Below are 25,161 nucleotides of genomic sequence, written 5' to 3'. Positions count from 1 at the left end.
TGTTGTCTACCACACGTCCCTCGGTCCAGTTGTAGTTTCCGGGGGGGAGGCAGCGCCTGAGAGCGGGAGCGGGGGGGGGGCCCCCCCCCCCTCGGGGCGGCCGCTGTGCCGGGGCGGGCTCGCCTCAGTGCGTCGTCACAGCGCGGTCAGATAGTCCGGCGTCTCGATGCCCGGGGCGAGGTCGGCGGAGGGGATCAGCGCGCCGTGACTCCTGCGCAGCGGGACCACGCCCGACCAGTGGGGGAGGTCCATGTCCTCCGGTTCGTCGTTGGGACCGCCGGTGCGGGCCTTCGCCGACACCTCGTTCAGGTCGAGGCGGAGCACGGCCGTCGCGGCGAGCTCCTTGGCGTTGGCGGGGCGGGAGTCGGCGGCCCGCCCCGGCACGACGTGGTCGACGAGGGCGTCGAGCGCGGCCCGCTTCTCCTCGGGGTCCGTCACCTGGTGGGCGGTGCCGTGGACCACGACGGAGCGGTAGTTGATCGAGTGGTGGAAGGCGGAGCGGGCCAGGACGAGACCGTCGACATGGGTGACGGTCAGACACACCTGAAGCCCCGGGTCCTCCTCTCCGGCAGCCGCCTGTGCGTCGCCCGCCATGCGCAGGGGGCGTGAGCCGGTCGAGCCGTGCACGTAGAGGCGCTCGCCCACCCGGCCGTAGAGCGTCGGCAGCACGACGGGGGCGCCGTCACGCACGAAGCCGAGGTGGCAGACGTAGGCCTCGTCGAGGATCGCGTGCACCGTCTCGCGGTCGTACGAGGCGCGGTCCCGGGAACGGGTGGGGACGGTGCGGTCGGTCGGTGCGTAGGCGGCGCTCTCCGGCGTGTCCGTGTCGGTGGTGGTGCGCGTCGTCTGCATGGCCTCTCCTGTACTGATCCTGTGGCCGGCCGAACCGCGCGCCCTGCCTGGCGCCCCGGTTTGCCGTTCATATTGCACTAGTGCATACTTGCGTTTGTGCTAGGAGAGTATCGGATCGAAGGTCGGCGCGCAGCCGATATCGCGGCCAGTGTGGAGCGGGCCGTGGGTGACGGCGGCCTGGAGCCGGGGCAACTTCTGCCGCCCATGCGGGAGTTGGCGACGCGTCTCGGAGTGAATCCCAACACCGTGGCGGCCGCCTACCGCACCTTGCGTGAGCGCGGGGTCATCGAGACGAGCGGGCGGCGCGGCAGCCGCGTGCGGCCGAAGCCCGCCACGACCGCGCGCGAACGGTCGCGGGTGGACGTGCCGCCGGGTGTGCGGGACGTGTCCCAGGGCAATCCGGACCCGAAGCTTCTCCCGCCGCTCGCCGGGGCGTTCGCGCTGGCCGCGGCGGAGGGCGACGCGAAACCCGTCCTCTACGGAGAGGACGCCGTCGACCCGGCGCTCGAACGGTACGTGCGCGCGGCCTTCGACGCCGAGGGCGTCCCCGCGGGACCCATCGCCGTCACCTCCGGGGCGCTCGACGCCATCGAGCGGGTGCTCGCCGCGCATCTGAGGCCCGGCGACGCGGTGGCTGTCGAGGACCCGGGCTGGGGCAGCATGCTCGACCTCGTCCCGGCCCTCGGGCTGCGCACCGTCCCGGTCGGCGTGGACGACGAGGGGCCACTGCCCGCCGACGTCGAGCGGGCGCTGTCCGGCGGTGCCCGCGCCCTCGTCGTGACGGACCGTGCCCAGAACCCCACCGGTGCCGCCGTCAGTGCTCCACGCGCGCGTGCCCTGCGCGAGGTGCTCGCGGCGCACCCGGACGTCCTGCTCATCGAGGACGACCACGGCCACGGCATCGTCGACCTGCCGCTGCACCCGCTGGCCGGGGCGGCGCGCCACTGGGCCCTGGTCCGCTCGACCGCCAAGGCGTACGGCCCCGACCTGCGGCTCGCCGTGCTCACCGGAGACCCCGTCACCGTCGACCGGGTGCAGGGGCGCCAGCGGCTCGGGCCCGGCTGGGTGAGCATGCTGCTGCAACGTGCCGTCCTGCGGCTCTGGGCCGGTGACGCGGTGGACGCGCGCGTGGTGGCGGCTTCCTACGGGCGGCGGCGGGACGCCCTCATCGCGGCGCTCGCCGAGCGGGGTGTGCCCGCGCAAGGGCGCAGCGGCATGAACGTATGGGTGCCGGTCCCGGACGAGACGGGGGCGGTGGCGCGGCTGCTGCACGCCGGCTGGGGCGTCGCCCCGGGGGCGCGCTACCGCCTTGCCACGCCGCCCGGCGTGCGGATCACGATCGCCGCCCTCGCCGACGAGGAGATCCTGACGGTGGCGGACGCGGTGGCCTCGGCCACCGGCCCCGCTCCCGCGCGGCGCTACGACTGACGGACGCTCCGCCATGGCCTGCGGGTGGCGTCACGCGCGCGTGGCCTGGACTGGGTGAGCGCCGCCCCCGCGAGGACGATCACCGCGCCGACCGGGGTGGACCAGCTCAGGGACTCGCCGAGCAGCGTGACGCCCGCGGCGGTGGCGATGACCGGAATGAAGTACGTGACCATCTGTGCGGTGGTCGGACCGACCTCGGCGACCAGGGCGTACTGCAACTGGAAGGCGAGGCCCGTGCCCAGGGCGCCGAGCGCCACGACCGCGAGGAGCGGCACGACGGGGAAGTGTGCGGGGAGGTCGGTGAACAAGGGCGTCACCACGGCCAGTTCGGCGGTCGCGACGAGCAGTTGCGCACCGGACAGGGAGAGGTTCGAGTGGCCGGAACCGGCCAGCGTGCGGCGTACGTAGATCCAGCCGATCGGGTAGCTGAGCGAGGCGAGCAGCGCCATCGCCGTGCCGGCGAGGTCGAGGCCGCTGAAGCCCTGCCAGGCGCCGAGCACCGTGAGCACCCCGAAGAAGCCGATGCCGAGGCCCGCGACGCGGCGCCGGGTCGGCCGGTCCTCCGAGAGCGCGACGAGCGAGAGGGCCATGCCCCAGAGCGGTGACGTCGCGTTGCAGATGCCCGCGAGCGTCGACGGAACGGTCAACTCCGCGTACGCGAAAAGGGAGAACGGCAGGGCGTTGAGCAGCAGGGCGGCCACCGCAAGGTGCAGCCACGTCCGCGTACCGCGCGGGAGCCGCTCCCGCTTGACGACGAGCACGGCGGCCACGACGGCGGTGCCGAACACGAGCCTGCCCAGGGTGACCTGGAACGGGGCGTACGCCTCTGTGCCCACCTTGATCAGCAGGAAGCTGAAGCCCCAGATCAGCGAGAGGATCCCGAACCGGATGCGCCAGTCGACGGCCGGGCGTGCGGGCGCGGCCGCCCCGGTGGTGGGCGGCTCGGCGGGTGGCTTCATGGGCGGCTCTGGCGCGGTGGCCGTCCCTGCGGGCGGGGTCGGGGTGCTCATGCGCTCCACGATGCGTCTCCACATTCTCGTAGCACAAGCGAGATTTTTTGCGGAGTATCGCGTAGCATTGCTTACATGTCTTACGGGGGGAGTTGAGGAAGCCCATGCTGAATCTGGAGCGGCTGCGCACGCTGGACGCCCTCGCCCGGCACGGCTCGGTCAGCGGCGCGGCGTCCGGGCTGCACGTCACGACGTCCGCCGTCTCGCAGCAGATGACCAAGCTGGAGCGCGAGGTGGGCCAGCAGCTCCTCGCCAAGAACGGCCGGGGGGTGCGGCTCACCGACGCGGGGCGGCTGCTCGCCGAGCACGCCGCGCGGATCCTCTCGCAGGTCGAGCTGGCCCAGGCCGACCTGGAGGAGCAGCGCGGCAAGGCGGTCGGCGAACTGCGGATATCCGCGTTCCCCACGGCCATGCGGGGCCTGCTGCCCGCCACGCTCGCCGCGCTGCGCGCCGAGCATCCGGGGCTGCGGGTGAGCTGTCACGAGATGGAGCCGACGCCCGCGGTCGCCGCCGTGGTGCGCGGCGACAGCGACATGGCGGTCGTCCTCGACTGGTACAACAAACCCCTGCCGATACCGGAAGGTCTTGAGAAGGCGCCCCTGCTCGACGACCCCGCCGACGTCGCGATGCCGGTCGCGCACCCTCTCGCCGACCGGACCGAGATCGATCTGGAGGAGCTCGCGGACGACGAGTGGATCACCTGGGCCGAGGGCGAGTTCTGCCACGAGTGGCTGATGTTCACCCTGCGCGGCAAGGGCATCGAGCCGCGCATCGCGCACCGCGCGGAGGAGCATCACACGCAGCTCGCCCTGGTCGCGGCGGGCCTCGGCGTCTGCGTGGCCCCGCAGCTGGGCCGCGACCCGATGCCGGCCGGGGTGCGGATGGTCCCGGTGCGGCACCGGGTGCGGCGCCATGTGTATGTGGTCTGGCGGACGGACGCGTCCCGCCGCCCGTCGATCAGAGCAGCCGCGGAGGCACTGCGAGTGGCGGGGGCGGGGCTTCGGTAGGGGCGGGGTAGCTGCTGCGGGGCGAGCGGGGCGGCGGCTGCGGGGCGGCCTTCGCGAGGCGCGGCGGTCCCCGTGGGGCGAGGCGGCCTTCGCGATGCACGGGAGTCGCTAAAGTGCCGCCAGCTTGCGGAAGTCCCAGGAAGCGATCGTGTCCGGCGTGAGGCGGAGCCACGCGTGGCGGCCGTCATGCGGCATCTCGTCCATGCCGAACAGCTTGCGCGCGAACAGCTTCTCGGGGACGGCCAGCTCGGGGCAGGGCTCACCCGTGCGGGGTGCCTCCCCGACGAACTCCACGGTTCCGGACAGCTCGACGCCGCGCAGCTCCCCGTACTCCTCGCCGGTGTCCACCACCACGGCGACGCGCTGGTCCTTGCGCAGGTCGGCCCAGCGCTTGCTGCGAGTGACCGAGTACAGCCACAGGGATGCGCCGTCCCAGGCGAACCAGAGCGTGCTGACGTGCGGGGCGCCGTCGGCCGAGACCGTCGCCACGCGGCAGGTGCGCTCCGCGGCGAGGAACGCGTCGAGCTCGTCCGGCGTCATCATGATCCTGCGGCCCCGACGCTGCGTGGCGGCCATGTGCCCTCCCAAGTGGCTGACTCGGTGTCAGAAAGGGATGATGGAGCCTCTTCCCTCGTCACGCAATGCCCGTTAGCCTCGCGCGGATTCCGGGAGCCGCACGCGGGCGACCGTCCTGTCGGAACCCCGGCACCCCGGCCCACCGTCACAGGGGGACCCATGCCGTCGTACGGACAGCTCAGCGCGATCCTCGACCCGGCGAGCACGGCCCTGCTGACCGTCGAGTGCCAGCAGGGCGTCGTGGGCACCGAGAGCGCACTGCCCGAACTCGCCGAAGAGGCCAGGGCGTCGGGGGCGCTGGACAACGTGGCGCGGCTGGTGGCCGCCGCGCACGGCAGCGGCGTCCAGGTCCTGCACGCCGTGGCCGAGCGGCGCCCCGACGGGCGCGGCGCCAACCACAACGCCAGGATCTTCCGGGCCGCGGGCCGGCTGCCCGTCCAGCAGCTCTCGGGCACGGCGGCCGTGCGGATCGCGCCGCCGATCGAGGTGGCCGACGAGGACCTGGTCGTACGCCGCCTGCACGGCCTCTCCCCGCTCGCGGGCACCGACGTCGGCCCGCTGCTGCGCAACCTCGGCTGTCGCACTCTCCTGATCACCGGGGTCTCGGCCAACGTCGCGATCCCCAACGCGGTGTTCGATGCCGTCAACCTCGGCTACACCGCCGTCGTGCCCGCCGACGCCATCGCGGGCGTCCCTGCCGACTACACAGCGGCGATGGTCCGCAACACCCTCGCCCTGGTCGCCACGGTCACCACCACGGCGGACGTGCTCGACGCCTGGAAGCGGTCCGGGAGCGGGTGAGAACCGTCAGGCGAGCCTGACCGAGTCGCCGTCCACGGAGATCTTTGCCGCGGGCAGCGGCTGGGGCGCGGGGTTCTGCTTGACGCTGCCGTCGGCGATGTCGAACTTGCTGCCGTGGCAGGGGCAGTTGATGGTGCCGCCCTCGACGCTGGTCACCGGGCACTGCTTATGGGTGCAGCGGTTGGAGAAGGCCTTGAACTCGCCCTTCGTGGGCTGGGTGACCACCACCCCCTCGTCCTTGAAGATCTTGCCGCCGCCCACCGGGATCTCCGACGTCCTGGCCAGCACGGTCCCGGCGGCGCCACCATCCTCGGTCTGCGCCCCCGCGGGCTCGGCCGAGTCCTTGGCGTCGTCACCGCCGCCGCACGCGGTGAGCGCGGCGGCCAGGCCCGCCGCGCCGATCGTGGCCACGACGGTGCGGCGGCCGGGTCCGGAGAAGGCTTCCTCGTAAGTCGTCATGCCCGGTGGTACGGCCCCGCGCGGCCAGGCGTTCAAACCGTCAGGAAGTTCCCAGGGACGCCCGCAGAAAGCCGAGTTCCATCCGCAGCAGGTTCGCCTGCGCCTCGTCCGACACCATGTGGCTCGCGCCGGACAGCGGCAGCACCGTGTGCCGACGGCCCGCGGCCAGCAGGGCCGAGGAGAAGCGCAGCAGATGCACCGGGAAGACGTTGTCGTCCGCCAGGCCGTGCACCAGCATCAGCGGCCGGGTCAGGCGGTGCGCGTGGGCGACGAGGGAGCAGCGCTCGTACTGCTCGGGTCGTACATCCGGGTGACCTAGATAGCGCTCCTTCCAGTGGGTGTCGTACAGCTCCAGTTCGGTGGGCGCGGCGCCCGCGACCGCCGCGTGGAAGACCTCGGGGCGGTGCAGCACGGCGCCCGCGGCGAGGTAGCCGCCGAACGACCAGCCACGGATACCGACGCGTTCGAGGTCCAGGTCGGGGCACTTCTCGGCCGCCGCGTGCAGCGCGTCCACCTGGTCGTCGAGCGCCGGCGTCAACTGGTCCCCGTGCACGGCCCTCTCCCAGGCGATGCCGCGCCCCGGGGTGCCGCGCCCGTCCGCGACGAGCACCGCGAAGCCCTGCTCCGCGAACCACTGGGCCACGACGGTCCACCACGCGCGCGCGTGGACGACGAGCCGCATCCCGGGGCCCCCGTACGGGCAGAGCAGAACCGGCAGCTTTCCCGCGCCTGGTTCGTGCCAGGACGGCAGGTACAGCGCAGCCCGCAGCTCCCGCTCGCCCAGCGTCATGTGCTGGGGGCGGGGTACGACGACGGGCTCCTCGCAGAGCACGTCGATCTGCCCGGCGGGCTCACCGCCGCTCAGCACGGTCACCGTGTGCCCGTCGGGCGTCCTGCTGTCCAGGACCACGGTGTCACCGCCGAGCACGGCCGTGTGCACGCCCGGGCCCTCGCTGAACCGCGTGACGGAGACCGCTTCGGCCTGGCTCTGGCGTTGGCCTTCCGGTCGGCCTTCCCGTTGGCCTTCCAGGTGGTCGAAGGACCAGACGTGGGTCTCCGTGGCCTCCCGCGAGGCGGTGAAGAACACCCGCTCGCCGACCGCGCCGAGAACCTCGTGCACCTGTAGCCCCGCGGGCGTCGTCGCCTCGCCCACGGCGAGGCCGCGGGTGTCCCCGTCGACCGCCGCGTACCGCACCAGGGCGCCGGACGGGGTACGCAGCGGCGCACCCGGCAGCAGCGGCACCCACGCCTCGTCCCGCACGCGGCACACCGTCCGCGAGGCTCCCGTGGCCGGGTCGACCTCCATGATGTGCACGGAACGCTGGTCGCGCGTCTGGAGGGTGATCAGGGGCCCATGGGCGTCCCAGGCCGCCGTCGGCACGTAGTCGAAACGGTCGTCCGTCCACGTACCGCCGGGGTGCCGCTCATCGGCCCGCTCCGGGGTGCGCACCCGGGTGCGGGTCCCGGCCAGGCGCAGGATGTGCAGTGACGTCTCGGCGTTGCTGGTGCCCGCCGCCGGGTAGCGGACCGCGCGGGGCGGGAGCTCGGGCCTGGCCGGGTCCGCGAGCCACCAGCGCCGCACCATGGAGGCGTCGACGCGGGCGACGAGCAGCGCGTCGCCCGCCGGGGACCACCAGAAGCCCCGGTGGCGGTCCATCGACTCGGCGGCCACGTGGTCGGCGAGCCCGTAGGTGACCTCCGGGCCCTCGGGTTCCGCCAGGGCCCGGTCGTCCGTGCCATCGGCTCCGACGACCCGCAGGGCGCCCCCGGTGACGTACGCGATAAGGGTCCCGTCCGGCGAGGGGCGCGGGTCGAACGCCGGGCCTGCGGTGCGGATGCGGCGCGGAGCGCTGCCGTCCGGCTCCACCACCCAGAGGGCGCCGCCGAGCGCGAAGGCGACCACGCGCGCGTGGCGGTCGGCCGCGAAGGCCACCACTCCTTGTGCGGCCTCCCGCGCGCGTTCCCTGCGGACGCGCTCCGCCTCCGGCACCGGGCCCGCCGCGCCCAGACGGAGCGGATCGACGAGCAGGCGCTCGGCCCCGTCCTCGTACAGCCACAGCCTGCTGACCGGGTCGTCGCCCGCGGTGGAGCGGGTGAAGAGCAGCCGGCGGCCGTCCTCGGAGAGCGTCAGGCCCTGGGGCACGCCCAGGAGGAAACGGCGCGTGCGCGCGAACTGCCGAGGAAGATCCGGTGCGTCCATGAGCGGCACTGTAGGCAGCGGGGCGAGTGATCGAACAGCTTCCGGCCGCCAGTAATCTGGGGCGATGCTCACCGAAGTGACCGCGGTCCGCTATGTCACGCCCCTGCGCGAGGGCGGATCGCTCCCCGGCGTCGTCGAGGCCGTCGACGGCCATGGCGCGTACGCGACGTACGTCATGAAGTTCACCGGCGCGGGACAGGGCCGCAAGACGCTGGTCGCCGAGGTGATCTGCGGTGAGCTCGCGCGCCGGCTCGGGCTGCGGATGCCGCGGCTCACACAGATCATGCTCGACCCGGTGATCGGCCTCGGCGAGCCCGACCAGCAGGTGCAGGAGCTGCTGAAGTCGAGCGGTGGCCCCAACCTCGGCATGGACTTCCTGTCCGGCGCGCTCGGCTTCGACCCGCTCGCCCACCAGGTGGACGCGGCGGAGGCGGGACGTGTCGTCTGGTTCGATGCGCTGATCAACAACGTGGACCGGTCCTGGCGCAATCCGAACCTGCTCCTCTGGCACGGCGACCTGTGGCTGATCGACCACGGGGCGAGCATGATCTGGCACCACAACTGGCGCACCGCCGCGACCGCGTCCGCGAAGCCGTACGACGTCACGGACCACGTGCTCCGCCCCTACGGGCCCGACGTGATGTCGGCCGCCGCGGAGCTCGGCCCGCTCGTCACCGAGGAGCTGCTCACCGAGGTGACCGCCGAGGTGCCCGATGCCTGGCTGACCGACGAGCCGGGCTTCGGGACACCGGACGACGTGCGCCACGCGTACGTGGCGGCCCTGCTGCCCCGCGCCGCGACCATCCACGAACGGATCGCACTCGGCGAGCCGCGGCCGAAGGGGGCCCTCACATGACGGATCGGGACGTCTTCGAGTACGCGCTGGTGCGCGTGGTCCCGCGCGTGGAGCGCGGCGAGCAGTTCAACGCGGGCGTGGTGGTCTACTGCCGCGCCAAGTCCTACGTGGCCGCCCGCACGCACCTCGACGAGACCAAGCTCCTCGCGCTCGACCCCGCGGCCGACGTGGCCGGCATCAGGGCGGCGCTCGGCGCCGTCGAGCGGATCTGCGAGGGCGGCACGGCGGCGGGCCAGGCCGAGCGCGACGACGCCGGGCGGCGCTTCCGCTGGCTCATCGCGCCCCGCTCCACGGTGGTCCAGCCGGGCCCGGTGCACACGGGTCTGACGGCCGATCCCGCGGCGGAGACGGACCGCCTCCTCGACCTCCTGGTGAGGTGACGCGTCACTGTGTGCCGGTGAGCCGTTGACACCCGGTGCCAGGCCTTCTAGCGTCTCGTCCAGCTGAAGGTACTAAGCGGTCGCTCACCATGGGGGCGTACCGTGGGCCGCATCCCAAGGCTGTATCCCAAAGCTGCATCCCAAGAGCCGCATCCCGAGAGCCGCATCCAGGGCGAGGAGAACCAGCATGTCCACCACTGAGCAGCGCGTCGCGATCGTGACCGGCGGAGCGCGAGGCATCGGCGCGGCGACCGCCGTCCGGCTCGCCGCCGAGGGCCGCGCCGTCGCCGTCATCGACCTCGACGAGGCCGCCTGCAAGGACACCGTCGCGCAGATCACCGCGGCCGGTGGCAAGGCGCTCGCCGTCGGCTGCGACGTGTCCGACGAGGCCCAGGTCGAGGCCGCCGTCGCCCGCATCGCCGAGGAGCTCGGCGCGCCGACGATCCTCGTCAACAACGCCGGTGTGCTCCGCGACAACCTGCTCTTCAAGATGAGCGCGGGCGACTGGGACACGGTCATGAACGTGCACCTGCGCGGCGCGTTCCTGATGTCGCGGGCCGTCCAGAAGCACATGGTGGACGCGGGCTTCGGCCGTGTCGTCAACCTCTCCTCGTCCTCGGCCCTCGGCAACCGCGGCCAGGTCAACTACGCCGCCGCAAAGGCCGGCCTCCAGGGCTTCACCAAGACCCTCGCCAAGGAGCTCGGCAAGTTCGGCGTCACCGCCAACTCCGTCGCCCCCGGCTTCATCGTCACCGAGATGACCAAGGCCACCGCCGACCGCGTGGGCATGGACTTCGAGGAGTTCCAGACGGCCGCCGCCACCCAGATCCCGGTGCAGCGCGTCGGCCGCCCCGAGGACATCGCCAACGCCATCGCCTTCTTCACGGGCGACGCGGCCGGGTTCGTCTCCGGACAGGTCATGTACGTGGCCGGCGGCCCGCTCAACTGATCCGGAAGGCGGAGATCATGGCTGTGCAGGACAGTGGGAAGGCCGCGCTCATCACGGGCGCGAGCCGCGGCATCGGCTACGGAATCGCCGAGGCCCTGGTCGCCCGCGGCGACCGCGTCTGCATCACCGGACGCAACGAGGACGCCCTCAAGGAGGCCGTCGAGAAGCTCGGCTCCGACCGGGTCATCGGGGTCGCGGGCAAGGCCCACGACGAGGCGCACCAGGCGGTCGCCGTCGAGCGCGCGATGGAGGCGTTCGGCCGCGTCGACTTCCTGATCAACAACGCGGGCACGAACCCGGTCTTCGGGCCGATGTCCGAGCTCGACCTGAACGTGGCGCGCAAGGTGTTCGAGACCAACGTCATCTCGGCGCTCGGCTTCGCCCAGCGGACCTGGAAGGCCTGGCAGAGCGAGAACGGCGGCGCGATCGTCAACATCGCCTCCGTCGCGGGCGTCTCCGCCTCGCCCTTCATCGGGGCGTACGGAATGAGCAAGGCCGCCATGGTCAACCTCAGCCTCCAGCTCGCGCACGAGTTCGCGCCGAAGGTGCGCGTGAACTCCATCGCGCCCGCCGTCGTCAAGACCAAGTTCGCCCAGGCGCTCTACGAGGGCCGCGAGGCGGAGGCCGCGGCCTCCTACCCGCTCGGCAGGCTCGGCGTGCCCGAGGACATCGGGGGCGCCGCCGCGTTCCTCACGTCCAGCCAGTCGGACTGGATCACCGGCCAGACACTCGTGGTCGATGGCGGCATCTTCCTCAATGCGGGCGTCGGCTGACAAAGGCGGCGCAACCGTTGGCTACGCCGTCAAAAGTGATGTAAACGCGCATCGAGTGCCCCGCACGCCACACCGGTTGGCGTGGCGGGGCACTGCCGATATGGTCTGCCGACCCAGGACGAGGCCGATCGAGGAGAGTGCGCGTGTTCAGTGATGTTCCCCCCGTAAAGCTGACGAGAAGCCTCGGTACCGTGGCGGCGCTCACGTCGCTGTCGCTGATCGTGGGATGCGGGGCACTGTCCTCCGAAGGGTCGGACGGAGAACAGGTGATCACGGTCGGCACCATGAGCGCGCCGAGCACCCTGGACCCGGCCAAGGCCTGGGACAGCTCCTGGGAGCTGTACAGAAACGTTTTTCAGACGCTGCTCAGCCTCCCCTCGGGGGCCACCGAGCCCGAGCCGGACGCCGCGGAGTCCTGTGAGTTCGACGGCGCGTCGAGCACCGTCTACACCTGCGAGCTCCGTGAGGGCCTGACCTTCTCCGACGGGCACGAACTGGACGCGGCGGCGGTGAAGTACTCCTTCGACCGCATGCGCACCCTTGAGGCCAAGGGAGTCGTCAAGGGCGGCCCCATGGGGCTGCTCGGCTCGCTCGACAAGGTCGAGACGAAGGGCGAGCGGACGGTCGTCTTCCGGCTCACGAAGCCGGACGCGACGTTCCCTCTCGTGCTGTCGACGCCCGCCATGTCGATCGTCGACCCGCGCGAGTACCCGGCCGACAAGCTGCGCCGGGGCAACGGGCTCACGGGTTCGGGGCCGTACGGGCTCAAGGCGTACGTGCCCGGTCAGAAGGCCGAGCTGGTCAAGAACGACAACTACAAGGGCGCGGCCGACGTCAAGAACGACGGCGTCACCATCCGCTACTTCAAGAAGTCCTCCACGATGGTCGACGCCCTGAAGAAGAAGCAGATCGACGTCACCTTCCGCGGCCTGGACGCCCGCGACGTCATCGCGGCGCAGGGCAAGGGCAAGGGCGAACAGGACGTCGAACTCGTCGAGGGAACGGGCACCGAGATCCGCTACCTGGTGTTCAACGCCGAAGACCCCTGGGCGCGCAAGCTGCCGGTCCGACGGGCCGTCGCCCAGCTCGTCGACCGCCCTGCCATCGCCCACAAGATCTACAAGGACACCGTCGAGCCCCTGTACTCGATGGTGCCGAGGGGACTCACCGGGCACACCACCGGCTTCTTCGACGACTACGGGGGCCCCAGCACGGCCAAGGCCAGGAAGATCCTCACCGACGCCGGCATCGACGGGCCCGTGCCGCTCACCCTCTGGTACACCACCGACCGTTACGGATCGGCCACTGCCCAGGAGTTCGCCGAGCTCAAGCGGCAGCTCGAAGCCTCCGGCCTGTTCAGGATCACGCTCAAGAGCCGCCCCTGGACCGAGTTCCAGGAGGGCTACAGCAAGGGCGAATACCCCGTCTTCGGCCGCGGCTGGTTCCCCGACTTCCCGGACGCGGACAACTTCATCGCGCCTTTCGTCGGCCCCAAGAACGTGCTCAACACGCCCTACGTGACCAAGGAGATCACCGACGAGCTCCTGCCGCGCCAACGCAGGGAGACCGACAGGGGAGCCGTGACCGACGACTTCGAACGGGCCCAGAAGATCCTCGTCGACGACGTCAGGCTGCTGCCGCTCTGGCAGGGCAAGCAGTACATCATGGCCAGCGAGGAGATCGCGGGCGGCGAGCGCGCCCTGGACCCCTCGGCGATCATGATGATGTGGGAGCTCGAGCGCAAGACGAGCTGGTGACGGGGCGCGGGCCCGGAGCGGCCCGGGGGAGCGCCGGGGCGGCGAGGTGGATTGTCAGTGGTCGCCGGTAGGTTCAGTGGTCAGAAGAGATCGCACCCCGGAGGTTGTTGACGTGACCGACATCGCCATGCTGCCCGCGTCCTGGCGCGGAGTCCTCGGCGAAGAGCTCCAGAAGCCCTACTTCGAGGAGCTCACCGAGTTCGTGGAGCGCGAGCGGGCGCAGGGTCCCGTCTACCCTCCGCGCGACGAGGTCTTCGCCGCCCTCGACGCCACGCCGTACGACCAGGTGAAGGTCCTGATCCTCGGCCAGGACCCGTATCACGGCGAGGGCCAGGGACACGGGCTCTGCTTCTCGGTGCGCCCCGGTGTGAAGACCCCGCCCTCCTTGCGGAACATCTACAAAGAGATAAACGAGGAGCTCGGCCACCCCGTGCCGGACAACGGCTATCTGATGCCGTGGGCCGAGCAGGGCGTCCTGCTGCTGAACGCGGTGCTCACGGTCCGCGCCGGTGAGGCCAACTCCCACAAGAACAAGGGCTGGGAGAAGTTCACGGACGCGGTGATCCGCGCGGTGGCCGCCCGCCCCGACCCGGCGGTCTTCGTGCTCTGGGGGAACTACGCCCAGAAGAAGCTGCCGCTCATCGACGAGGAGCGGCACGTCGTCGTCAAGGGCGCGCACCCCTCACCGCTGTCCGCGAAGAAGTTCTTCGGCTCGCACCCCTTCACGCAGATCGACGCGGCGGTCGCCGCACAGGGGCACGAGCCGATCGACTGGCGGATCCCGGACATCGGCTGAGCGCCCACGTCTCACTCGCCGAGCGTGTATCTCACTCGCCGAGCGTGTAGTCGAACGCGTACGGGGTGGACTTCTCGCCGTGGTGCGCGGTGAACGTGCCGGTTCCGCTCAGCCCGGCGAGTTCGCCGGTGCCGGAACTGGGCAGCACGGTGAAGGCGCACTCGATGCCGTCGGCCACGAACGAACCGCGCTGCTCGATGACGAAGGAGCCCTCGCGGCCGTCGAGGGTCCCCTCGATGTACTCGTAGCCGACGTAGGCGCCGTCGCCGCTCCCGCCGAGGTAGGCGATCGTGTACTGGCACGCGGAGGACCTCGCCTCGATGCCGCCGTGGAAGTCGTTGGAGACGGCGGCATGCGTGATGCGTACGCCGCCGTCCTCTCCGGCGACGGGCCGCTCGTCCCAGTGGGTGAAGGTGAAGGTGCCGGTCGAGCGCTGGAGCTGGGGCATGGGTGTGTTCCTTCCGGGTTCGGACGAGAGATTCCGGTTTCGGGTGAGGGATTCCGGTTCCGGTGGCCGGGGCCGCCGTGAAGAGCACTCTTCCGGGGGTACCTGACACCTTCTGTCAGGTACGGGGGCAGACTTGGGGGCATGCGCGCCGACCGGCTCATCGCCCTCCTCCTGCTGCTCCAGAACCGCGGGCGGATGACCGCGCCCGAACTGGCCGAGGAGCTGGAGGTCTCGGTCAGGACCGTCTACCGCGACGCCGAGGCGCTCGCCGCCTCCGGGGTGCCCGTCTACGCCGAGCGGGGCCCCGCGGGCGGCTTCCGGCTCCTCGACGGCTACCGCACCCGCCTCACGGGCCTCACCGGCGACGAGGCCGACTCCCTTGCCCTCGCGGGGATGCCCGGGGCCGCGGCCGACCTCGGGCTCGGGGCGCAACTGGTCACGGCGCAGCTGAAGTTGGCGGCCGCCCTGCCCTCGGGGCTCGGGGAGCGGTCGCGCCGCATCCAGGAGCGTTTCCACCTCGACGCGGCGGCATGGTTCCGCACCGCGGAACCGGCGCCGCTGCTCGACGTGGTGGCCGACGCCGTGTGGCGCCGGCGGATGCTGAGCGCGCACTACCGGCGGTGGGGCGGTGACGTCCGCCGTGAGCTGCATCCGCTGGGCCTCGTCCTCAAGGCGGGCAACTGGTACCTGGCGGCGGCCGTCGACGACCGCGTCCGCACCTACCGGGTCTCGCGGTTCCTTGAGGTCACGGTGGTGGAGAAGCCGTGCGTGCGCCCCGCAGGGTTCGACCTTGCGGCGTACTGGCGTGAGGCGTCGAGCGGCCTGGAGGCCCGCGTGCTGCGGGGCACCGCGCGGCTGCGGGTGAGCCGGACGGGGCTCCGGCTGCTGCCCGCGATGTTCGGCGCGGCGGGCACGCGGGCCGCGGAGGGGGCGGGTGTGCCGGGGGCGGACGGCTGGGCCGAGGTCGACCTGGAGGTGGAGGAGCTGCCGGTGGCCGTGAGCGACATCCTGCGGCTCGGCCTGGAGGCGGAGGTCCTCGGGCCGCCGGAGCTCCGCGCCGAGGTGGCGAGAAGCGTCACCGGGCTGGCCCAGCGCTACGCGTGAGCGGCCCTCGTCCGAACGTGCCTGACCGCGATTGTCAGTGGTGGCCGCTAGCGTCATGAGGGATGGGGCGTAGGCGGTACGACCACGGAGGACCCGGTGACGGAGCAGCAGGAGCAGGCGGCGGACGACGCGATGATGACGCGCATCGGTCAGGCGGTCATGCTGCATCACGGCGGTGACCGCGAGGAGGCTCAGGACCGCTTCCTCGGGCTGTGGGGGGAGATCGGCGAGGGCGGCGACCCGCTGCACCGCTGCACGCTCGCGCACTACATGGCGGACACACAGGAGGACCCCTCGGCCGAACTGGCCTGGGACCTGCGGGCGTTGTCCGCGGCGGACGAGCTGACGGACGAGCGGCTGAGCGCACACCACCAGTCGCTCGCGGTGCGGGGCTTCTACCCCTCCCTGCACCTGAACCTGGCCGCGGACTACGTGAAGCTGGGCCGTCCCGCGGCGGCCCGCACCCATCTGCGCCGGGCCCGGGGCGCGGCGGGCTCCCTGGAGGACGACGGGTACGGAAACGGCATCAAGGCGGCCCTGGCGAGGCTGGAGCGGGAGGTGGGGGAGGGGAGCGAGGAGGAGTGACGTGCCGGACCGGTGATGTGCTGCCGTCAGATGTGATGCCGTCTGAGGTGATGCCGCCGCGGGTCAACGCCGGTAGGCCTCGCGGCAGATGACGGCCTGGGGGCTGCCCGGCTGCCAGCCCCCGTAGGTCTCACCGAGCGCGCACACGTCCGCACCGGGGACGGCGGGCGCGGACGGGGCGGGGACGGCACGCGTGGCTCCGGCGTCCGGCCGGGCGGCGGGGGGTCTGCGGACCGGCGGGGGCGTGGACTGGGCCGGGCGGGGCGGCGGGGCCGAGGGACGCGTGACGGCGACCGGGCTCGGCGGAGCGCCCGGGCGGGTCGGCCCCATGCGCTCCAGCGCATCCCTGGCCGGGGGCTGCTCGGCCCGGGGCCGGCTCTGCCCGCCGGTACGGGGTGGCGCGGGCGGCGGGGTGGCCGCCGGGGAGCCGTTCCCGCTGGGCCGCTCGACGCTGACACAGCCGGAGACGGCGGCCGACACGGCCACGGAGACGAGTAGCGCGGCGGCGGTTGTCGTCGATCGATGCACCCGCGCAACTCTTGAGGAGGGGGCGGCTTTTTGGTGCGGGAACGGCCGGGGGATGCCTCGCATGGGTGACGGGGGTGACGGGGGTGACGGGGTGAGGAGGTGACGGGGTGAGGGGGGGACGGAGTGAGGGGGTGAGGAGGTGACGGGGTGACGGGGGTGACGGGGTGAGGAGGTGACGGGGTGCTGCGGCTTTGGCGTCGCGCGGTTGCAGCGGCCCCCGCAGCCCCGGGCCCGCAGCCCCGGGCCCGCGGCCGCGCCTCGCGTCAGTCCGGCAGCATCCCCCCGAGCAGTTCCGCCGCTCCTGTCCGTAGTTCCTCCTCCGTGGGGGGCGTCGCGTGGTACGACCCCGCCACGCAGGAGAACATCAGGCCCTCGCACCAGGCGGTCAGGGAGAGCGTGTGGCGTTCGGGGGCGGGGGAGCCCGCTGCCTTGAGCAGGGCCTCAAGAGGCCTGCGGAACTGGGCGCCCGTCGTGTCGTAGTAGGCGCGCAGTTCCGGTCTGCGCGTGGCTTCGAGGGCCAGCTCGTAGCGCGAGACGAGGAGGGGGCGGTAGCCGCCGGTCAGGTAGCGGTGGAGGGCGAGGGCCAGGCCGGCCGCCAGGGCTTCGCGGCCCGCCGCCGGGTCCGGCAGCGACGTGGGGTCGAGCACCTCGGCCTCGCGCTCGGCCTGCCGCCGCACCGCCGCCTCCAGGAGGGCGAGCCGGGTGCGGGCGTGGTTGGACGTCGAGCCCTGCGGCAGCCCCGCCGCCTCGTCGACGGCTCGGTGGGTGAGTCCGCGCATGCCGCGTTCGGCGAGCAGGGCGAGGGCGGTGTCGGCGATGAGCGCGGAGCGCGGCGACCCCGCGGCGGTTCGTGCGGCCATGACGCAAACCCTACCCCGGAGCGACTACAGGTGTAGTACGGTCGTCGTATCGCTCACTACAGGTGTAGTTCCGACCGTGGCGAGCCCGGTCCGCCGTGTGCGGCGTATCAAGGAGGAGCAACCATGAAGCAGCAGCCCCACGCGGTGGTGATCGGCGGTGGGATCGGCGGTCTCACCGCCGCCATCGGTCTGCACAGGACCGGCTGGCGCGTCACCGTCCTCGAGCGCGCCCCCTCGCTGGAGCCCGTGGGCGCCGGCATCGGACTCGCCCCCAACTCCCAGCGCGCTCTGGACGTCCTCGGCCTCGGCGACCGGGTCCGTGACCTCTCGGCCTGGCAGGGCCAGATCGGGATGCGCGCCCGGCACGGCCGCTGGCTGGTGCGTTCCAGCGCGGCCGAGGCCGAGCGGACGTACGGCGGAACGCTGGTGATGCTGCACCGGGCCACCCTCGTCGACCTGCTGGTCTCCGCGCTCCCCGAGGACACGCTGCGCACCGGTACGCGGGCCCGCCTCGCCGACCAGGGCTCGGCCGGCCGCCGTGCGGTCGTCGCGACCGAGGACGGCGACATCGAGGCGGACCTCGTGATCGGCGCCGACGGCATCAACTCCGCCGTACGTACGACGCTCTTCCCGGCTCACCCGAAGCCCGTCTACGCGGGGTTCACCGCATGGCGGTTCGTGACCCCCACCCCCGACCGGCTCCCCGCGCCCGGTGGGCACATCGCGCCTGGTGGGCACATCGCGCCGCACGAGACGTGGGGCCGCGGCGGCGTATGGGGGACGCAGCCGCTCAAGGACGGCCGGGTGTACGCGTACGCCACGGCGAGGCTGCCCGAGGGCGGCAAGGCGCCCGACGGCGAGAAGGCCGAACTGGCACGCCGTTTCGCCGACTGGCACGACCCGATCCCCGAACTGATCGCCGCCGTCGAGCCGGATGCCGTCCTGCGCAACGACGTCCGCTACCTGGCGACGCCGCTCGCCGACTTCCACCGGGGCCGCGTCGCCCTCGTCGGAGACGCCGCGCACGCCATGACGCCCAGCCTCGGCCAGGGCGGCAACCAGGCCATCGAGGACGGCGTGGTCCTGGCCCACCACATGGCACCCGGCGCCGACCTGGCGGCAGGGCTCGCCGCGTACAGCGCGGCACGTGTTCCCCGTACCACCGAAATCGTCCGGCGGGCGGCGCGCGCCTCCCGGGTCACGCACATATCGAGCCCTCCGCTCGTCGCCGTACGCGACGCCCTCGTCGCCACGGCGTCGCGGCTCGGCCCGAACCTCATTCTGCGGGGCTTCTCCTCCATCGCCGACTGGCGTCCGCCGCAACCCCCGTATGCTGCGGGAACGGCGACCGGGGCGCCCGCGCGGACCGTGCGGACGCAGGGCGCGGGGACAGCGGGACGCCAGATCGGCGGCGAGCGGTAGGGAGACAGTGGTGAAGATCGGCTGCATCGGACTCGGTGACATCGCGCAGAAGGGCAACAATGCCGGTTCCCAAGAGCTCTGAAATGGGCCTCACCGGTTGAGGACCCCGCTAATGGGAAACGAGTGGGAAACGAAGAACCCTCTCACGCCCCATCAGACACCGTGCGCCTCAGACGCTCCCGTTCCCGCTGCAGCGCCGACCTGACGGTCACATACTGCACCTCCGGTTTCACCACGCGCACGTCCCGCAGAATCTCCATCGGCTTGGCCAGACCGCGACTCATTGCGTCACGCACCAGCGTCGACACACGCACCTCCGCAGGCCTGGGTTCGATCTGCACCGCCTCGTCAGGCGACAGTGTCTTCCTGTGGTTGTCCCAGCGAGCTTGCAGCATCTCCGCCACCCGCCGTTCCATGACAGGCGTCAGGTTGCTGTACGTGCCCTCAACACCCTGCAGCTCGTGTCCCATGCGGGTCTCCACGACGTACCGCGAGTGCCCATCCTCGTCCAGCCACGCCTTGTGACCGTGCCGGATCAGGTACATGCGCTTTCCCTGAAATGAGGGCACCGGAGGGATCGCTGGGCGCAGCTTCCCGCCGGCGCGCCTGGGCTGCTCGTCGCTGCCATCCGCCACGGGGCGCCAGTACCAGGTGTTGAAGTCTGTTTGCGCCAAGCACCCGCCGTCCACGCCTACGAAGACCCACGGCGAGGTGTGGCTGGCGAGAAGCCTTTCCAGCATCTCCGCCAGGAACGGCGGGATGACAAGAGTGCGGAACGAGTCGTACTTCGGCGGGTAGAAGCCGAGCACGCCGTCCTCGTACTGCACTTGCCGCTCGGCCCGGACCGCGGGAAGGAGACCGTCCCCCTTGCCGTACCGGTCGGTATCCTCCGCGTAGCGGTCGACCTCGTCGGGGTCCGCTCTTGGGTCGGCCCCAGGCCAGCTCGGGTAACAGAACTCGCGCGTCAGGCCGAAGAGCTCGCCCGGTCGCATCCCCGTCATGGCCATCGTCCAGATCAGGACGTACCCCGAGTAGCCGAAGACGACCTCCGCGTTGCGGGCGAGGCGGTCGACCACGGCGATAGCCATGTCCTTCTTGCGCTCGCGCGCCCGCTTCTTGAAGCGGCCCCGGCGGCGATGGCGCTCGACAGGGGACGTCTTCCGCAGGCCCGCGGCCACGGCATCGTCCATCACCATGCCGAGGACCATCATGACGTTGTGCCGGCTGTTCTCTGTTCCAAGGGCCCGCTGGATGTGCGTCTTGAATGCGCGGACGTCAAGGATTCCGATGTCGCCGACGGCTTTGGCCCCGAAGTAGGGGCGGATATGTGAGTTGATCGTCCAGCGGTAGTTGCGCAGCGAGAGGTGCGCGAGGTCGAGTGACGCCAACCAGTCGTCGAGCCACTGCGACATGAGCGTCGCCTTGTCTGATGCTGGAATGTGCAGGCCGTGCCGGATCTCGTACAGCTGATCCCGGCCGTGGTCGAGCGCGGTTTCCTCGTCCAGGAATCCGCCCTGAGAGGCGAACTTCTTGCGCCCGTTGGGGTGGTACTCGCCGGTCCACCACTTCACGCGGCAGGTGCCTCCACGCCACTCCGTGTAGACGTCCTGGCTCCGTCGCGACATCGGCTTCGCCCCCTAGGCATGATCTGACGCGGATGCCTGGCAGGTACCCCTACCGCCAAGGCTCCGCGTCACCATGATGCCGTCAGCTCGGACTGCCAATCGGGCAGTTGCGGCAGGTGCCGCAGTCCACCCCGAGCTCCTGCAGATTTTGGCGCATCGACTTCCGCACACGCCTGTTCAGTTGTGGAGGGACAACGCACACGATCTTGCTGTCAACCTTGACCGCGATACCGCTGAATCCCGGCCCGTAGTCGGCTATGACCGCATCTCCGTACATGGCTCCCCCAAATCGGGCTAGCAGGAGCCTCCAAGGGTTTCTGCCCTGCCGACCCTGCCACGCCTGAGACCACTTGGGGCCACCTACGTCCCAGTACAGATGGCGGAAATGTGTAACAGAATCGAAAAAGCAAATGGTTGTGCGACTTTCGGAGGAACTTTCCTCAGATCGCGCCGATCTTCTTCAGGTCCCGCACGATGCGGTTGCTGAGCTCGCGGATCTGGTCGGCAGGCAACCCCGTCGTGGCGATCGCCGCGAGTTGCACAACGTTCCGCGCCTGCTCGTCCATCGCCTCCGGCGGCACCAGCGTCGTCACGGAGCCGGGCTCCCCCTCGACGTCTTTGACGGGCATCGCGCTGCGGCCGTCAAGGATGGCCGCGCAGCTGCCGGTGGCCCAGTGCAGCGCCTCGTCGATCTTCACGTAACTGGTGTCTCTGACTTTCTCGCCCGCCTCGACGCGCTGCCAGGTGCCCTTGGAGATCCCTGCGGCCTGGGCCGCAGCGAGGCGTGACGGGTACAGGGCGAGCCGGCGGTTCTTCACGGCTTCAGCGAGGCGCCCGAGGTCTGTCGACATGGGTCCATCTTGGCAGGGCCAGCCAGGACCAGCCAGGACCAGGGCCACCTACGGCTGAAACTGTGGCACCCCTGCGACCTGCACTGACCTACGAGCAGACTTCAGCGGCCAAGAAAAAGGCCAACAAAGTCCAACTAGGGCTGGACTGCGAGGCCACCTAGGGCTAACTTCTACTCATGCACCAACCCCCAACCACCTACTCGGTGAACGGACCCAAAGTCCGTGAGCTGCGTATGGAGGCGGGCGTCGAAGTCGCCGACCTGGCCGAGAAAGCGGGCATAAGCCGCCGCTACCTCAGTCACCTCGAGAACGGCACACGCACCCGCATGAGACCGGCCCGATACCAGCGGCTGCGACAAGCCCTGGGGGCGAACGACAAGGAGCTCTTGGCCCCCACCCGAGACCACACCCCCTGAAGGAGCCCGCCAGTGCCCAGCGACAAGCACCTCCGATACGGCCGCCCCACACCGCCCGATGACCCGAACCAGGAGTTCATGAATGTCCAGGAGACGGCTTACGTCCTGGGCTGCGGGGTGAAGACCATCCGCAACCGCCTCAAGCAGCTCGGCCTCAAGTCCAAGCCGGGCCGCCGCGTGATGACGTCGTCCCGGGACCGCCAGCGCCTCCACGAGTTCGGCCGCAAGAACGCCAAAGCGCAGGACAGGGAGCGTTCCCTGCGCGCCACTGAACTCGCCGACGCCGCCTAGGGCGGTATGCGGCCCCAACCGCCGGTTTCTGGCGAGTCACCGGCAGCCGGGGCCTCCGATCCACACCTCAGAACCCTGAAGAACAGGAGCGTGGACCGTGTCCACATTCTCTCAGAACCCTGACGCCACACCGGACCCCGTGTTCACGGAGATCACGAGTGAGCTCGTGATGCCGTCCGCCTGGCAGGCGATGTTCGACGCCGCCCGGGAGCACCTCGCCGACACGCAGCCGGACGGCTTCGAGGTCGAGGACATTGGCCGCCTCGCCTGGTCGTGGCTGCCTGAAGCCGACAAGCCCCGGTCGCTGGACATCCTCTTCTACACGTACTGGGCGGCCCAGTTGTCGGACGAGGAGGAGCTGGAGCGCTACGAGCGTGAGAAGGATGTGCGCCTCGAACGCCGGTATCTGCTCAGCCGGTACGAGGAGCTGGCTGACGGGTCGCGGCTGGTGCCGTATGCGCTGCTCGCCGACATCGTCCGCCTGACGCACCAGCTGAACGGCGGTGGCGAGTCATGAGTGCCATCCGCGACGACATTCTGGCGGGGCTGCGCGCCTCGGAGGGCTCGACGGTCGGTGACGCGACGCCGGAGCAGATCCTTGACGCCTACCGCGCCGAGGTGCTCAACGAGACGGCTGATGAGCTGGTTGCCGACTTGGAGCGGCAGGGCGGGGATGCCACCGGGCAGTACGCGGTCGGCGTGAAGCGTGCGATCTTCCTGCTTCGCCGTCGCGCCACCAACGGTGGTGGCGAGCGATGAACATCCCGACGTTCCTGGCCGCCATGACGGGCGGCGACCTCCCGGCGACTGCGGTGTCCGAGGAGCGGTGCTTGAAGGCGCCGATCGGCTGCGGTGAGCCGCTGGTCGCCGAGGACGGCACGGCCCGCGTCTTCTGGGACGCCGACGAGGCCGCCCGCTATCAGACGGAGTGGCGGATCACCGGGCTGTGCCCGAACTGCCAGGACAGCCTCGACGACGAGGAGCGTGCGTCATGACCGACCGTCTGTCGCCGCAGCGCGAAGCCGTGACGCCCGCCGAGATCCGACTCGCCGAGTACGGCGAGCGCACCAAGTCCTACGGCAGCGGTACCGAGAAGGCCCTGCATCAGATCGCGACCGACCTCGCCGTCGAGTTGGCTGCGGTCCGCGCCGAACGCGACGAGGCGCTGGCTGCGGCCGAGCGGCTCAAGGAGCAGCGGTCCTTCCTGCTGAAGCAGATCCAGAAGAAGGACGCCCGCTCCGGCGAGGCCGACACCGCACTCCGGCGCTTCCTGAGCGGCGACGAGGAGGCCACGTCATGACCGGCCGCCAGTACCCCATCCGGCCCGTCCCGGACGACGACCCTCGCTTCAGCTTCGGCCTCGCCGTCGACATCGCGGACGTGCTCGCACGGCACGGCTACCCGCAGGTCGAGAACGGTCTCGACTTCGTCGACTTGCAGCAGGCGCTGTTCCAGTTCCTCTACGGCAACACCGGCAAGGGGGCAACGTCATGACGAGGGATGCCAGCACGATCGCCGCACTGGATGTCCTCGCCTCCGAGGTTGAGGCCGAGGCCGCGTGCATCACGCTCCGGCAGGCCGCCGCCGTCTCGCAGTCCCCGTCGGACCGGATCGCCTACAGGCTCGATGAGCGGCTCCTCGCCCATCCCGAGGTGTGCGCCCACGACGAGGACTATCCGGGCTGGGCTGATCGCATCGCCAGGGCGCAGGCGGAGAACGAGTTGTACCGCCAGGCCGCCCGGTTCAATGCCCGCTACCCGGTCGGCACCCCGGTCACCGCCTATCCCGGCTTCCGGCCCGAGGACGACAAGAACGCCACCCGCATCGACACGACGACCCGCAGCCGCGCCACCGTCCTCGGCGGCCACACCGCCGTCGTCTGGGTCCACGGTCACGGCGCCTACATCGCCCTCACCCACATCGACGTGCACCCCGGAGGTGCCGCATGAACTACCTCGACATCGACGACGGCCTGGCCGGGGTCCTCGACCTCGTCCGCGAGAAGCACGCCCCCATCCGGCGCGCGCTCGCCGCAAACCAGCCGATGCAGCCCTTCGACCTGGAGCATCTCGCCGGAGCCGTCTCCGTCCTCATCGACGCGATCGACGCCCGCACCCCCCAGCACAACACCAAGGCGGTGGCGGCATGACCGCAATCCTCCCCGAGCGGCCCACGGTCCTCGACGAACTCCCGCCCATGCCGACCACCGCCCCGCCGGTCGTCCTGCCGGGCCTCCTCGCCGCCGTCGGCCTCGCCGAACGCCGCGTACCCCGCTGGATCACCGACCCAGACCTCATCCAGTCGATCCTCAACGGCTTCGTCGACATCCCCGACGAGCTCAACCCGCAGGAGACGTGATGCGCACGCTCAGCGCACGCCAGACACGACTCCTCAACCAAGGCGGCACCGACGACAACCGCTCCTACCGCCTCACCTGGAAGGCCACACCATGAGCACCGAACTCGCGCAACTCCAGGCAGAGCTGCAGGCGTACAAGGACCTAGCCGCGCGCCTCACCGACCGGCTCGACGCCGCCCAGCACGAGAACGAAGCGGCCTACCGGCAGGCATATGAATTCGCAGCCGGCCCCCACTTCTGCACCGGCCAGCCCTTCGGCGCCGTCACAGCCAAGCCGCGGCCCGGCATCCGCGACCTCGCCAAGGAGACGTGATGAGCCTCATCCACCGGCCGAAGGCGGCAGGCAGGCATCGGGCCGACGACCGGATCGCGAAGCTGGAACAGCACCTCGCCGCTGTGCAAGCCGACAACACGAAGCTGCTCAACTTCAAGGCTGCCGCCGACGACTACTTCATGCTCCTCGTCGACGACCGCCGCCAGGTGTACGACGCATGGCGGGACGAAGGGCAGAAGCGGGCCGAAGCGGAGATCGTCGCCGCCTGCACCCTCGCCAACCTTGAGGCGGCACACGCCGAGCTCGCCGAACTCCGCGCCTTCAAGGCCAACGCTCAGGCTGTCACCGTCCCACCGATGCACCGCGACACCACCGCGGTCGAGGACCAGGCCCCCGGCCCCATCGACGTCCGGCCGCTGTGGGAAGCGCACGGCACCGGCCGGACACGGCAGGCCAGCTGGGGTGTCGACGACACACAGCCGCTGACCACCGGCGCGCCGGCCACCTAGACCGCCGGGCTCGCCGGATGACACCGGCCAGCGAGCCCGGCCACCA

34 protein-coding genes are annotated in these 25,161 nt (G+C 71.2%); 24 read left to right on the top strand and 10 right to left on the bottom strand.

Annotated elements, in window-relative coordinates; all coding sequences use genetic code 11:
• Positions 1-135: 135 nt before the first annotated feature.
• On the bottom strand, positions 136-852 hold the full coding sequence (locus tag ACZ6JY_RS17960) for a pyridoxamine 5'-phosphate oxidase family protein (RefSeq protein WP_469196944.1): 717 nt from the start codon (positions 850-852) through the stop codon (positions 136-138).
• A 96-nt stretch (positions 853-948) separates the two neighbouring features.
• Between ACZ6JY_RS17960 and ACZ6JY_RS17955 the strand changes: the two genes are divergently transcribed.
• Complete coding sequence (locus tag ACZ6JY_RS17955) at positions 949-2,280, top strand: aminotransferase class I/II-fold pyridoxal phosphate-dependent enzyme (RefSeq protein WP_469196943.1); 1,332 nt, start codon at positions 949-951, stop codon at positions 2,278-2,280.
• Here the strand turns inward: ACZ6JY_RS17955 and ACZ6JY_RS17950 are convergent.
• Positions 2,271-3,290 carry a DMT family transporter gene (locus tag ACZ6JY_RS17950; RefSeq protein WP_469196942.1) on the bottom strand — a complete coding sequence of 340 codons (1,020 nt, stop codon included), beginning with the start codon at positions 3,288-3,290 and terminating at the stop codon, positions 2,271-2,273. The two genes, ACZ6JY_RS17955 and ACZ6JY_RS17950, sit on opposite strands and share 10 nt — an antisense overlap.
• A 104-nt stretch (positions 3,291-3,394) precedes the next feature.
• On the opposite strand from ACZ6JY_RS17950, the gene ACZ6JY_RS17945 reads away from it, so the two are divergent.
• Positions 3,395-4,297, top strand: a complete 903-nt coding sequence (locus tag ACZ6JY_RS17945) for a LysR family transcriptional regulator (protein ID WP_469196941.1) — start codon at positions 3,395-3,397, stop codon at positions 4,295-4,297.
• A gap of 108 nt (positions 4,298-4,405) precedes the next feature.
• Here ACZ6JY_RS17945 and ACZ6JY_RS17940 read toward each other — a convergent pair whose 3' ends face one another.
• The gene (locus tag ACZ6JY_RS17940) at positions 4,406-4,873 is read right to left on the bottom strand and encodes a pyridoxamine 5'-phosphate oxidase family protein (protein WP_469196940.1); all 468 of its coding nucleotides are present in this window, start codon (positions 4,871-4,873) and stop codon (positions 4,406-4,408) included.
• A 159-nt stretch (positions 4,874-5,032) separates the two neighbouring features.
• Between ACZ6JY_RS17940 and ACZ6JY_RS17935 the strand changes: the two genes are divergently transcribed.
• Complete coding sequence (locus ACZ6JY_RS17935) at positions 5,033-5,674, top strand: cysteine hydrolase family protein (RefSeq protein WP_469196939.1); 642 nt, start codon at positions 5,033-5,035, stop codon at positions 5,672-5,674.
• A gap of 6 nt (positions 5,675-5,680) precedes the next feature.
• Here the strand turns inward: ACZ6JY_RS17935 and ACZ6JY_RS17930 are convergent, their stop codons facing one another.
• Positions 5,681-6,133 (bottom strand): Rieske (2Fe-2S) protein, encoded by a 453-nt coding sequence (locus ACZ6JY_RS17930; RefSeq protein ID WP_469196938.1) that lies wholly within the window; start codon positions 6,131-6,133, stop codon positions 5,681-5,683.
• A 40-nt stretch (positions 6,134-6,173) separates the two neighbouring features.
• Positions 6,174-8,333 (bottom strand): S9 family peptidase, encoded by a 2,160-nt coding sequence (locus ACZ6JY_RS17925; protein ID WP_469196937.1) that lies wholly within the window; start codon positions 8,331-8,333, stop codon positions 6,174-6,176.
• Positions 8,334-8,397: 64 nt separating this feature from the next.
• Here ACZ6JY_RS17925 and ACZ6JY_RS17920 point away from each other — a divergent pair, with 64 nt between their 5' ends.
• The 6 genes from ACZ6JY_RS17920 to ung all read left to right on the top strand — a co-directional run bounded on the left by ACZ6JY_RS17920 (position 8,398) and on the right by ung (position 13,844).
• Positions 8,398-9,189, top strand: coding sequence for a HipA family kinase (locus ACZ6JY_RS17920; RefSeq protein WP_469196936.1), 792 nt, complete (start codon positions 8,398-8,400; stop codon positions 9,187-9,189).
• On the top strand, positions 9,186-9,569 hold the full coding sequence (locus ACZ6JY_RS17915; protein ID WP_469196935.1) for a DUF3037 domain-containing protein: 384 nt from the start codon (positions 9,186-9,188) through the stop codon (positions 9,567-9,569). The genes ACZ6JY_RS17920 and ACZ6JY_RS17915 overlap by 4 nt, the downstream gene beginning before the upstream one ends.
• Before the next feature lie 187 nt (positions 9,570-9,756).
• A complete protein-coding gene (gene fabG, locus ACZ6JY_RS17910) occupies positions 9,757-10,518 on the top strand; it encodes a 3-oxoacyl-ACP reductase FabG (protein ID WP_447036131.1) in 762 nt (253 codons plus the stop codon).
• 17 nt (positions 10,519-10,535) lie between these two features.
• On the top strand, positions 10,536-11,291 hold the full coding sequence (locus ACZ6JY_RS17905) for an SDR family oxidoreductase (RefSeq protein WP_469196934.1): 756 nt from the start codon (positions 10,536-10,538) through the stop codon (positions 11,289-11,291).
• A 191-nt stretch (positions 11,292-11,482) separates the two neighbouring features.
• Positions 11,483-13,048 carry an ABC transporter substrate-binding protein gene (locus ACZ6JY_RS17900; protein WP_469196933.1) on the top strand — a complete coding sequence of 522 codons (1,566 nt, stop codon included), beginning with the start codon at positions 11,483-11,485 and terminating at the stop codon, positions 13,046-13,048.
• 112 nt (positions 13,049-13,160) lie between these two features.
• The gene (ung, locus tag ACZ6JY_RS17895) at positions 13,161-13,844 is read left to right on the top strand and encodes a uracil-DNA glycosylase (RefSeq protein WP_469196932.1); all 684 of its coding nucleotides are present in this window, start codon (positions 13,161-13,163) and stop codon (positions 13,842-13,844) included.
• 31 nt (positions 13,845-13,875) lie between these two features.
• Here the strand turns inward: ung and ACZ6JY_RS17890 are convergent, their stop codons facing one another.
• Positions 13,876-14,292, bottom strand: a complete 417-nt coding sequence (locus ACZ6JY_RS17890; RefSeq protein WP_469196931.1) for a DUF3224 domain-containing protein — start codon at positions 14,290-14,292, stop codon at positions 13,876-13,878.
• 141 nt (positions 14,293-14,433) lie between these two features.
• Here ACZ6JY_RS17890 and ACZ6JY_RS17885 point away from each other — a divergent pair, with 141 nt between their 5' ends.
• Together ACZ6JY_RS17885 and ACZ6JY_RS17880 are read left to right on the top strand one after the other, a co-directional pair.
• On the top strand, positions 14,434-15,396 hold the full coding sequence (locus ACZ6JY_RS17885; RefSeq protein ID WP_469196930.1) for a helix-turn-helix transcriptional regulator: 963 nt from the start codon (positions 14,434-14,436) through the stop codon (positions 15,394-15,396).
• 96 nt (positions 15,397-15,492) lie between these two features.
• Positions 15,493-15,981, top strand: coding sequence for a hypothetical protein (locus tag ACZ6JY_RS17880; RefSeq protein ID WP_469196929.1), 489 nt, complete (start codon positions 15,493-15,495; stop codon positions 15,979-15,981).
• Between the two features lie 63 nt (positions 15,982-16,044).
• Here the strand turns inward: ACZ6JY_RS17880 and ACZ6JY_RS17875 are convergent, their stop codons facing one another.
• Both ACZ6JY_RS17875 and ACZ6JY_RS17870 read right to left on the bottom strand, forming a co-directional pair.
• The gene (locus ACZ6JY_RS17875; RefSeq protein WP_469196928.1) at positions 16,045-16,509 is read right to left on the bottom strand and encodes a hypothetical protein; all 465 of its coding nucleotides are present in this window, start codon (positions 16,507-16,509) and stop codon (positions 16,045-16,047) included.
• 263 nt (positions 16,510-16,772) lie between these two features.
• Positions 16,773-17,369, bottom strand: a complete 597-nt coding sequence (locus ACZ6JY_RS17870; protein ID WP_469196927.1) for a TetR/AcrR family transcriptional regulator — start codon at positions 17,367-17,369, stop codon at positions 16,773-16,775.
• A 123-nt stretch (positions 17,370-17,492) separates the two neighbouring features.
• Between ACZ6JY_RS17870 and ACZ6JY_RS17865 the strand changes: the two genes are divergently transcribed.
• Positions 17,493-18,791 (top strand): FAD-dependent monooxygenase, encoded by a 1,299-nt coding sequence (locus ACZ6JY_RS17865; protein WP_469196926.1) that lies wholly within the window; start codon positions 17,493-17,495, stop codon positions 18,789-18,791.
• 143 nt (positions 18,792-18,934) lie between these two features.
• Here the strand turns inward: ACZ6JY_RS17865 and ACZ6JY_RS17860 are convergent, their stop codons facing one another.
• Both ACZ6JY_RS17860 and ACZ6JY_RS17855 read right to left on the bottom strand, forming a co-directional pair.
• A complete protein-coding gene (locus tag ACZ6JY_RS17860; RefSeq protein ID WP_469196925.1) occupies positions 18,935-20,362 on the bottom strand; it encodes a tyrosine-type recombinase/integrase in 1,428 nt (475 codons plus the stop codon).
• A 494-nt stretch (positions 20,363-20,856) separates the two neighbouring features.
• Positions 20,857-21,267, bottom strand: coding sequence for a hypothetical protein (locus ACZ6JY_RS17855; protein WP_469196924.1), 411 nt, complete (start codon positions 21,265-21,267; stop codon positions 20,857-20,859).
• Between the two features lie 176 nt (positions 21,268-21,443).
• Between ACZ6JY_RS17855 and ACZ6JY_RS17850 the strand changes: the two genes are divergently transcribed.
• The 12 genes from ACZ6JY_RS17850 (at position 21,444) to ACZ6JY_RS17795 (ending at position 25,115) form a co-directional block, all read left to right on the top strand.
• Positions 21,444-21,683 (top strand): helix-turn-helix domain-containing protein, encoded by a 240-nt coding sequence (locus tag ACZ6JY_RS17850; RefSeq protein WP_469196923.1) that lies wholly within the window; start codon positions 21,444-21,446, stop codon positions 21,681-21,683.
• A 12-nt stretch (positions 21,684-21,695) separates the two neighbouring features.
• A complete protein-coding gene (locus ACZ6JY_RS17845) occupies positions 21,696-21,974 on the top strand; it encodes a DNA-binding protein (RefSeq protein ID WP_469196922.1) in 279 nt (92 codons plus the stop codon).
• A gap of 97 nt (positions 21,975-22,071) precedes the next feature.
• A complete protein-coding gene (locus ACZ6JY_RS17840; protein WP_469196921.1) occupies positions 22,072-22,491 on the top strand; it encodes a hypothetical protein in 420 nt (139 codons plus the stop codon).
• Positions 22,488-22,733, top strand: coding sequence for a hypothetical protein (locus ACZ6JY_RS17835; protein ID WP_469196920.1), 246 nt, complete (start codon positions 22,488-22,490; stop codon positions 22,731-22,733). The genes ACZ6JY_RS17840 and ACZ6JY_RS17835 overlap by 4 nt, the downstream gene beginning before the upstream one ends.
• Positions 22,730-22,969, top strand: a complete 240-nt coding sequence (locus tag ACZ6JY_RS17830) for a hypothetical protein (RefSeq protein ID WP_469196919.1) — start codon at positions 22,730-22,732, stop codon at positions 22,967-22,969. Before ACZ6JY_RS17835 ends, ACZ6JY_RS17830 begins: the two co-directional genes overlap by 4 nt.
• The gene (locus ACZ6JY_RS17825) at positions 22,966-23,274 is read left to right on the top strand and encodes a hypothetical protein (RefSeq protein ID WP_469196918.1); all 309 of its coding nucleotides are present in this window, start codon (positions 22,966-22,968) and stop codon (positions 23,272-23,274) included. The genes ACZ6JY_RS17830 and ACZ6JY_RS17825 overlap by 4 nt, the downstream gene beginning before the upstream one ends.
• On the top strand, positions 23,271-23,468 hold the full coding sequence (locus ACZ6JY_RS17820) for a hypothetical protein (RefSeq protein WP_469196917.1): 198 nt from the start codon (positions 23,271-23,273) through the stop codon (positions 23,466-23,468). Before ACZ6JY_RS17825 ends, ACZ6JY_RS17820 begins: the two co-directional genes overlap by 4 nt.
• Positions 23,465-23,923 (top strand): hypothetical protein, encoded by a 459-nt coding sequence (locus ACZ6JY_RS17815; protein WP_469196916.1) that lies wholly within the window; start codon positions 23,465-23,467, stop codon positions 23,921-23,923. The genes ACZ6JY_RS17820 and ACZ6JY_RS17815 overlap by 4 nt, the downstream gene beginning before the upstream one ends.
• Entirely contained in the window at positions 23,920-24,123 is a 204-nt protein-coding gene (locus ACZ6JY_RS17810) for a hypothetical protein (RefSeq protein WP_469196915.1), read from the top strand. Before ACZ6JY_RS17815 ends, ACZ6JY_RS17810 begins: the two co-directional genes overlap by 4 nt.
• The gene (locus ACZ6JY_RS17805) at positions 24,120-24,332 is read left to right on the top strand and encodes a hypothetical protein (RefSeq protein WP_469196914.1); all 213 of its coding nucleotides are present in this window, start codon (positions 24,120-24,122) and stop codon (positions 24,330-24,332) included. Before ACZ6JY_RS17810 ends, ACZ6JY_RS17805 begins: the two co-directional genes overlap by 4 nt.
• A 91-nt stretch (positions 24,333-24,423) precedes the next feature.
• Positions 24,424-24,645: a hypothetical protein gene (locus ACZ6JY_RS17800; protein WP_469196913.1), complete on the top strand. Its 222-nt coding sequence runs from the start codon at positions 24,424-24,426 to the stop codon at positions 24,643-24,645.
• Entirely contained in the window at positions 24,645-25,115 is a 471-nt protein-coding gene (locus ACZ6JY_RS17795) for a hypothetical protein (RefSeq protein WP_469196912.1), read from the top strand. The genes ACZ6JY_RS17800 and ACZ6JY_RS17795 overlap by 1 nt, the downstream gene beginning before the upstream one ends.
• The last annotated feature ends 46 nt before the right edge of the window (positions 25,116-25,161 follow it).

This window comes from Streptomyces sp. NPDC046335, from assembly GCF_055587985.1.
The sequence above is the reverse complement of the archived record's forward strand: the minus strand, read 5'-3'. Positions and strand labels throughout refer to the sequence as shown.

What these genes read in the sequence shown, in the direction of transcription:
- ACZ6JY_RS17810 (WP_469196915.1), top strand. Translation starts at nt 23,920, where the DNA reads ATGAACTACCTCGACATCGACGACGGCCTGGCCGGGGTCCTCGACCTC.
- ACZ6JY_RS17925 (WP_469196937.1), bottom strand. Translation starts at nt 8,333, where the DNA reads ATGGACGCACCGGATCTTCCTCGGCAGTTCGCGCGCACGCGCCGTTTC.
- ACZ6JY_RS17825 (WP_469196918.1), top strand. Translation starts at nt 22,966, where the DNA reads ATGACCGACCGTCTGTCGCCGCAGCGCGAAGCCGTGACGCCCGCCGAG.
- ACZ6JY_RS17865 (WP_469196926.1), top strand. Translation starts at nt 17,493, where the DNA reads ATGAAGCAGCAGCCCCACGCGGTGGTGATCGGCGGTGGGATCGGCGGT.
- ACZ6JY_RS17905 (WP_469196934.1), top strand. Translation starts at nt 10,536, where the DNA reads ATGGCTGTGCAGGACAGTGGGAAGGCCGCGCTCATCACGGGCGCGAGC.
- fabG (WP_447036131.1), top strand. Translation starts at nt 9,757, where the DNA reads ATGTCCACCACTGAGCAGCGCGTCGCGATCGTGACCGGCGGAGCGCGA.
- ACZ6JY_RS17940 (WP_469196940.1), bottom strand. Translation starts at nt 4,873, where the DNA reads ATGGCCGCCACGCAGCGTCGGGGCCGCAGGATCATGATGACGCCGGAC.
- ACZ6JY_RS17890 (WP_469196931.1), bottom strand. Translation starts at nt 14,292, where the DNA reads ATGCCCCAGCTCCAGCGCTCGACCGGCACCTTCACCTTCACCCACTGG.
- ACZ6JY_RS17945 (WP_469196941.1), top strand. Translation starts at nt 3,395, where the DNA reads ATGCTGAATCTGGAGCGGCTGCGCACGCTGGACGCCCTCGCCCGGCAC.
- ACZ6JY_RS17915 (WP_469196935.1), top strand. Translation starts at nt 9,186, where the DNA reads ATGACGGATCGGGACGTCTTCGAGTACGCGCTGGTGCGCGTGGTCCCG.
- ACZ6JY_RS17930 (WP_469196938.1), bottom strand. Translation starts at nt 6,133, where the DNA reads ATGACGACTTACGAGGAAGCCTTCTCCGGACCCGGCCGCCGCACCGTC.
- ACZ6JY_RS17820 (WP_469196917.1), top strand. Translation starts at nt 23,271, where the DNA reads ATGACCGGCCGCCAGTACCCCATCCGGCCCGTCCCGGACGACGACCCT.
- ACZ6JY_RS17830 (WP_469196919.1), top strand. Translation starts at nt 22,730, where the DNA reads ATGAACATCCCGACGTTCCTGGCCGCCATGACGGGCGGCGACCTCCCG.
- ACZ6JY_RS17960 (WP_469196944.1), bottom strand. Translation starts at nt 852, where the DNA reads ATGCAGACGACGCGCACCACCACCGACACGGACACGCCGGAGAGCGCC.
- ACZ6JY_RS17815 (WP_469196916.1), top strand. Translation starts at nt 23,465, where the DNA reads ATGACGAGGGATGCCAGCACGATCGCCGCACTGGATGTCCTCGCCTCC.
- ACZ6JY_RS17855 (WP_469196924.1), bottom strand. Translation starts at nt 21,267, where the DNA reads ATGTCGACAGACCTCGGGCGCCTCGCTGAAGCCGTGAAGAACCGCCGG.
- ACZ6JY_RS17795 (WP_469196912.1), top strand. Translation starts at nt 24,645, where the DNA reads ATGAGCCTCATCCACCGGCCGAAGGCGGCAGGCAGGCATCGGGCCGAC.
- ACZ6JY_RS17850 (WP_469196923.1), top strand. Translation starts at nt 21,444, where the DNA reads ATGCACCAACCCCCAACCACCTACTCGGTGAACGGACCCAAAGTCCGT.
- ACZ6JY_RS17805 (WP_469196914.1), top strand. Translation starts at nt 24,120, where the DNA reads ATGACCGCAATCCTCCCCGAGCGGCCCACGGTCCTCGACGAACTCCCG.
- ACZ6JY_RS17885 (WP_469196930.1), top strand. Translation starts at nt 14,434, where the DNA reads ATGCGCGCCGACCGGCTCATCGCCCTCCTCCTGCTGCTCCAGAACCGC.
- ACZ6JY_RS17935 (WP_469196939.1), top strand. Translation starts at nt 5,033, where the DNA reads ATGCCGTCGTACGGACAGCTCAGCGCGATCCTCGACCCGGCGAGCACG.
- ACZ6JY_RS17835 (WP_469196920.1), top strand. Translation starts at nt 22,488, where the DNA reads ATGAGTGCCATCCGCGACGACATTCTGGCGGGGCTGCGCGCCTCGGAG.
- ACZ6JY_RS17920 (WP_469196936.1), top strand. Translation starts at nt 8,398, where the DNA reads ATGCTCACCGAAGTGACCGCGGTCCGCTATGTCACGCCCCTGCGCGAG.
- ACZ6JY_RS17950 (WP_469196942.1), bottom strand. Translation starts at nt 3,290, where the DNA reads ATGAGCACCCCGACCCCGCCCGCAGGGACGGCCACCGCGCCAGAGCCG.
- ACZ6JY_RS17870 (WP_469196927.1), bottom strand. Translation starts at nt 17,369, where the DNA reads ATGGCCGCACGAACCGCCGCGGGGTCGCCGCGCTCCGCGCTCATCGCC.
- ACZ6JY_RS17800 (WP_469196913.1), top strand. Translation starts at nt 24,424, where the DNA reads ATGAGCACCGAACTCGCGCAACTCCAGGCAGAGCTGCAGGCGTACAAG.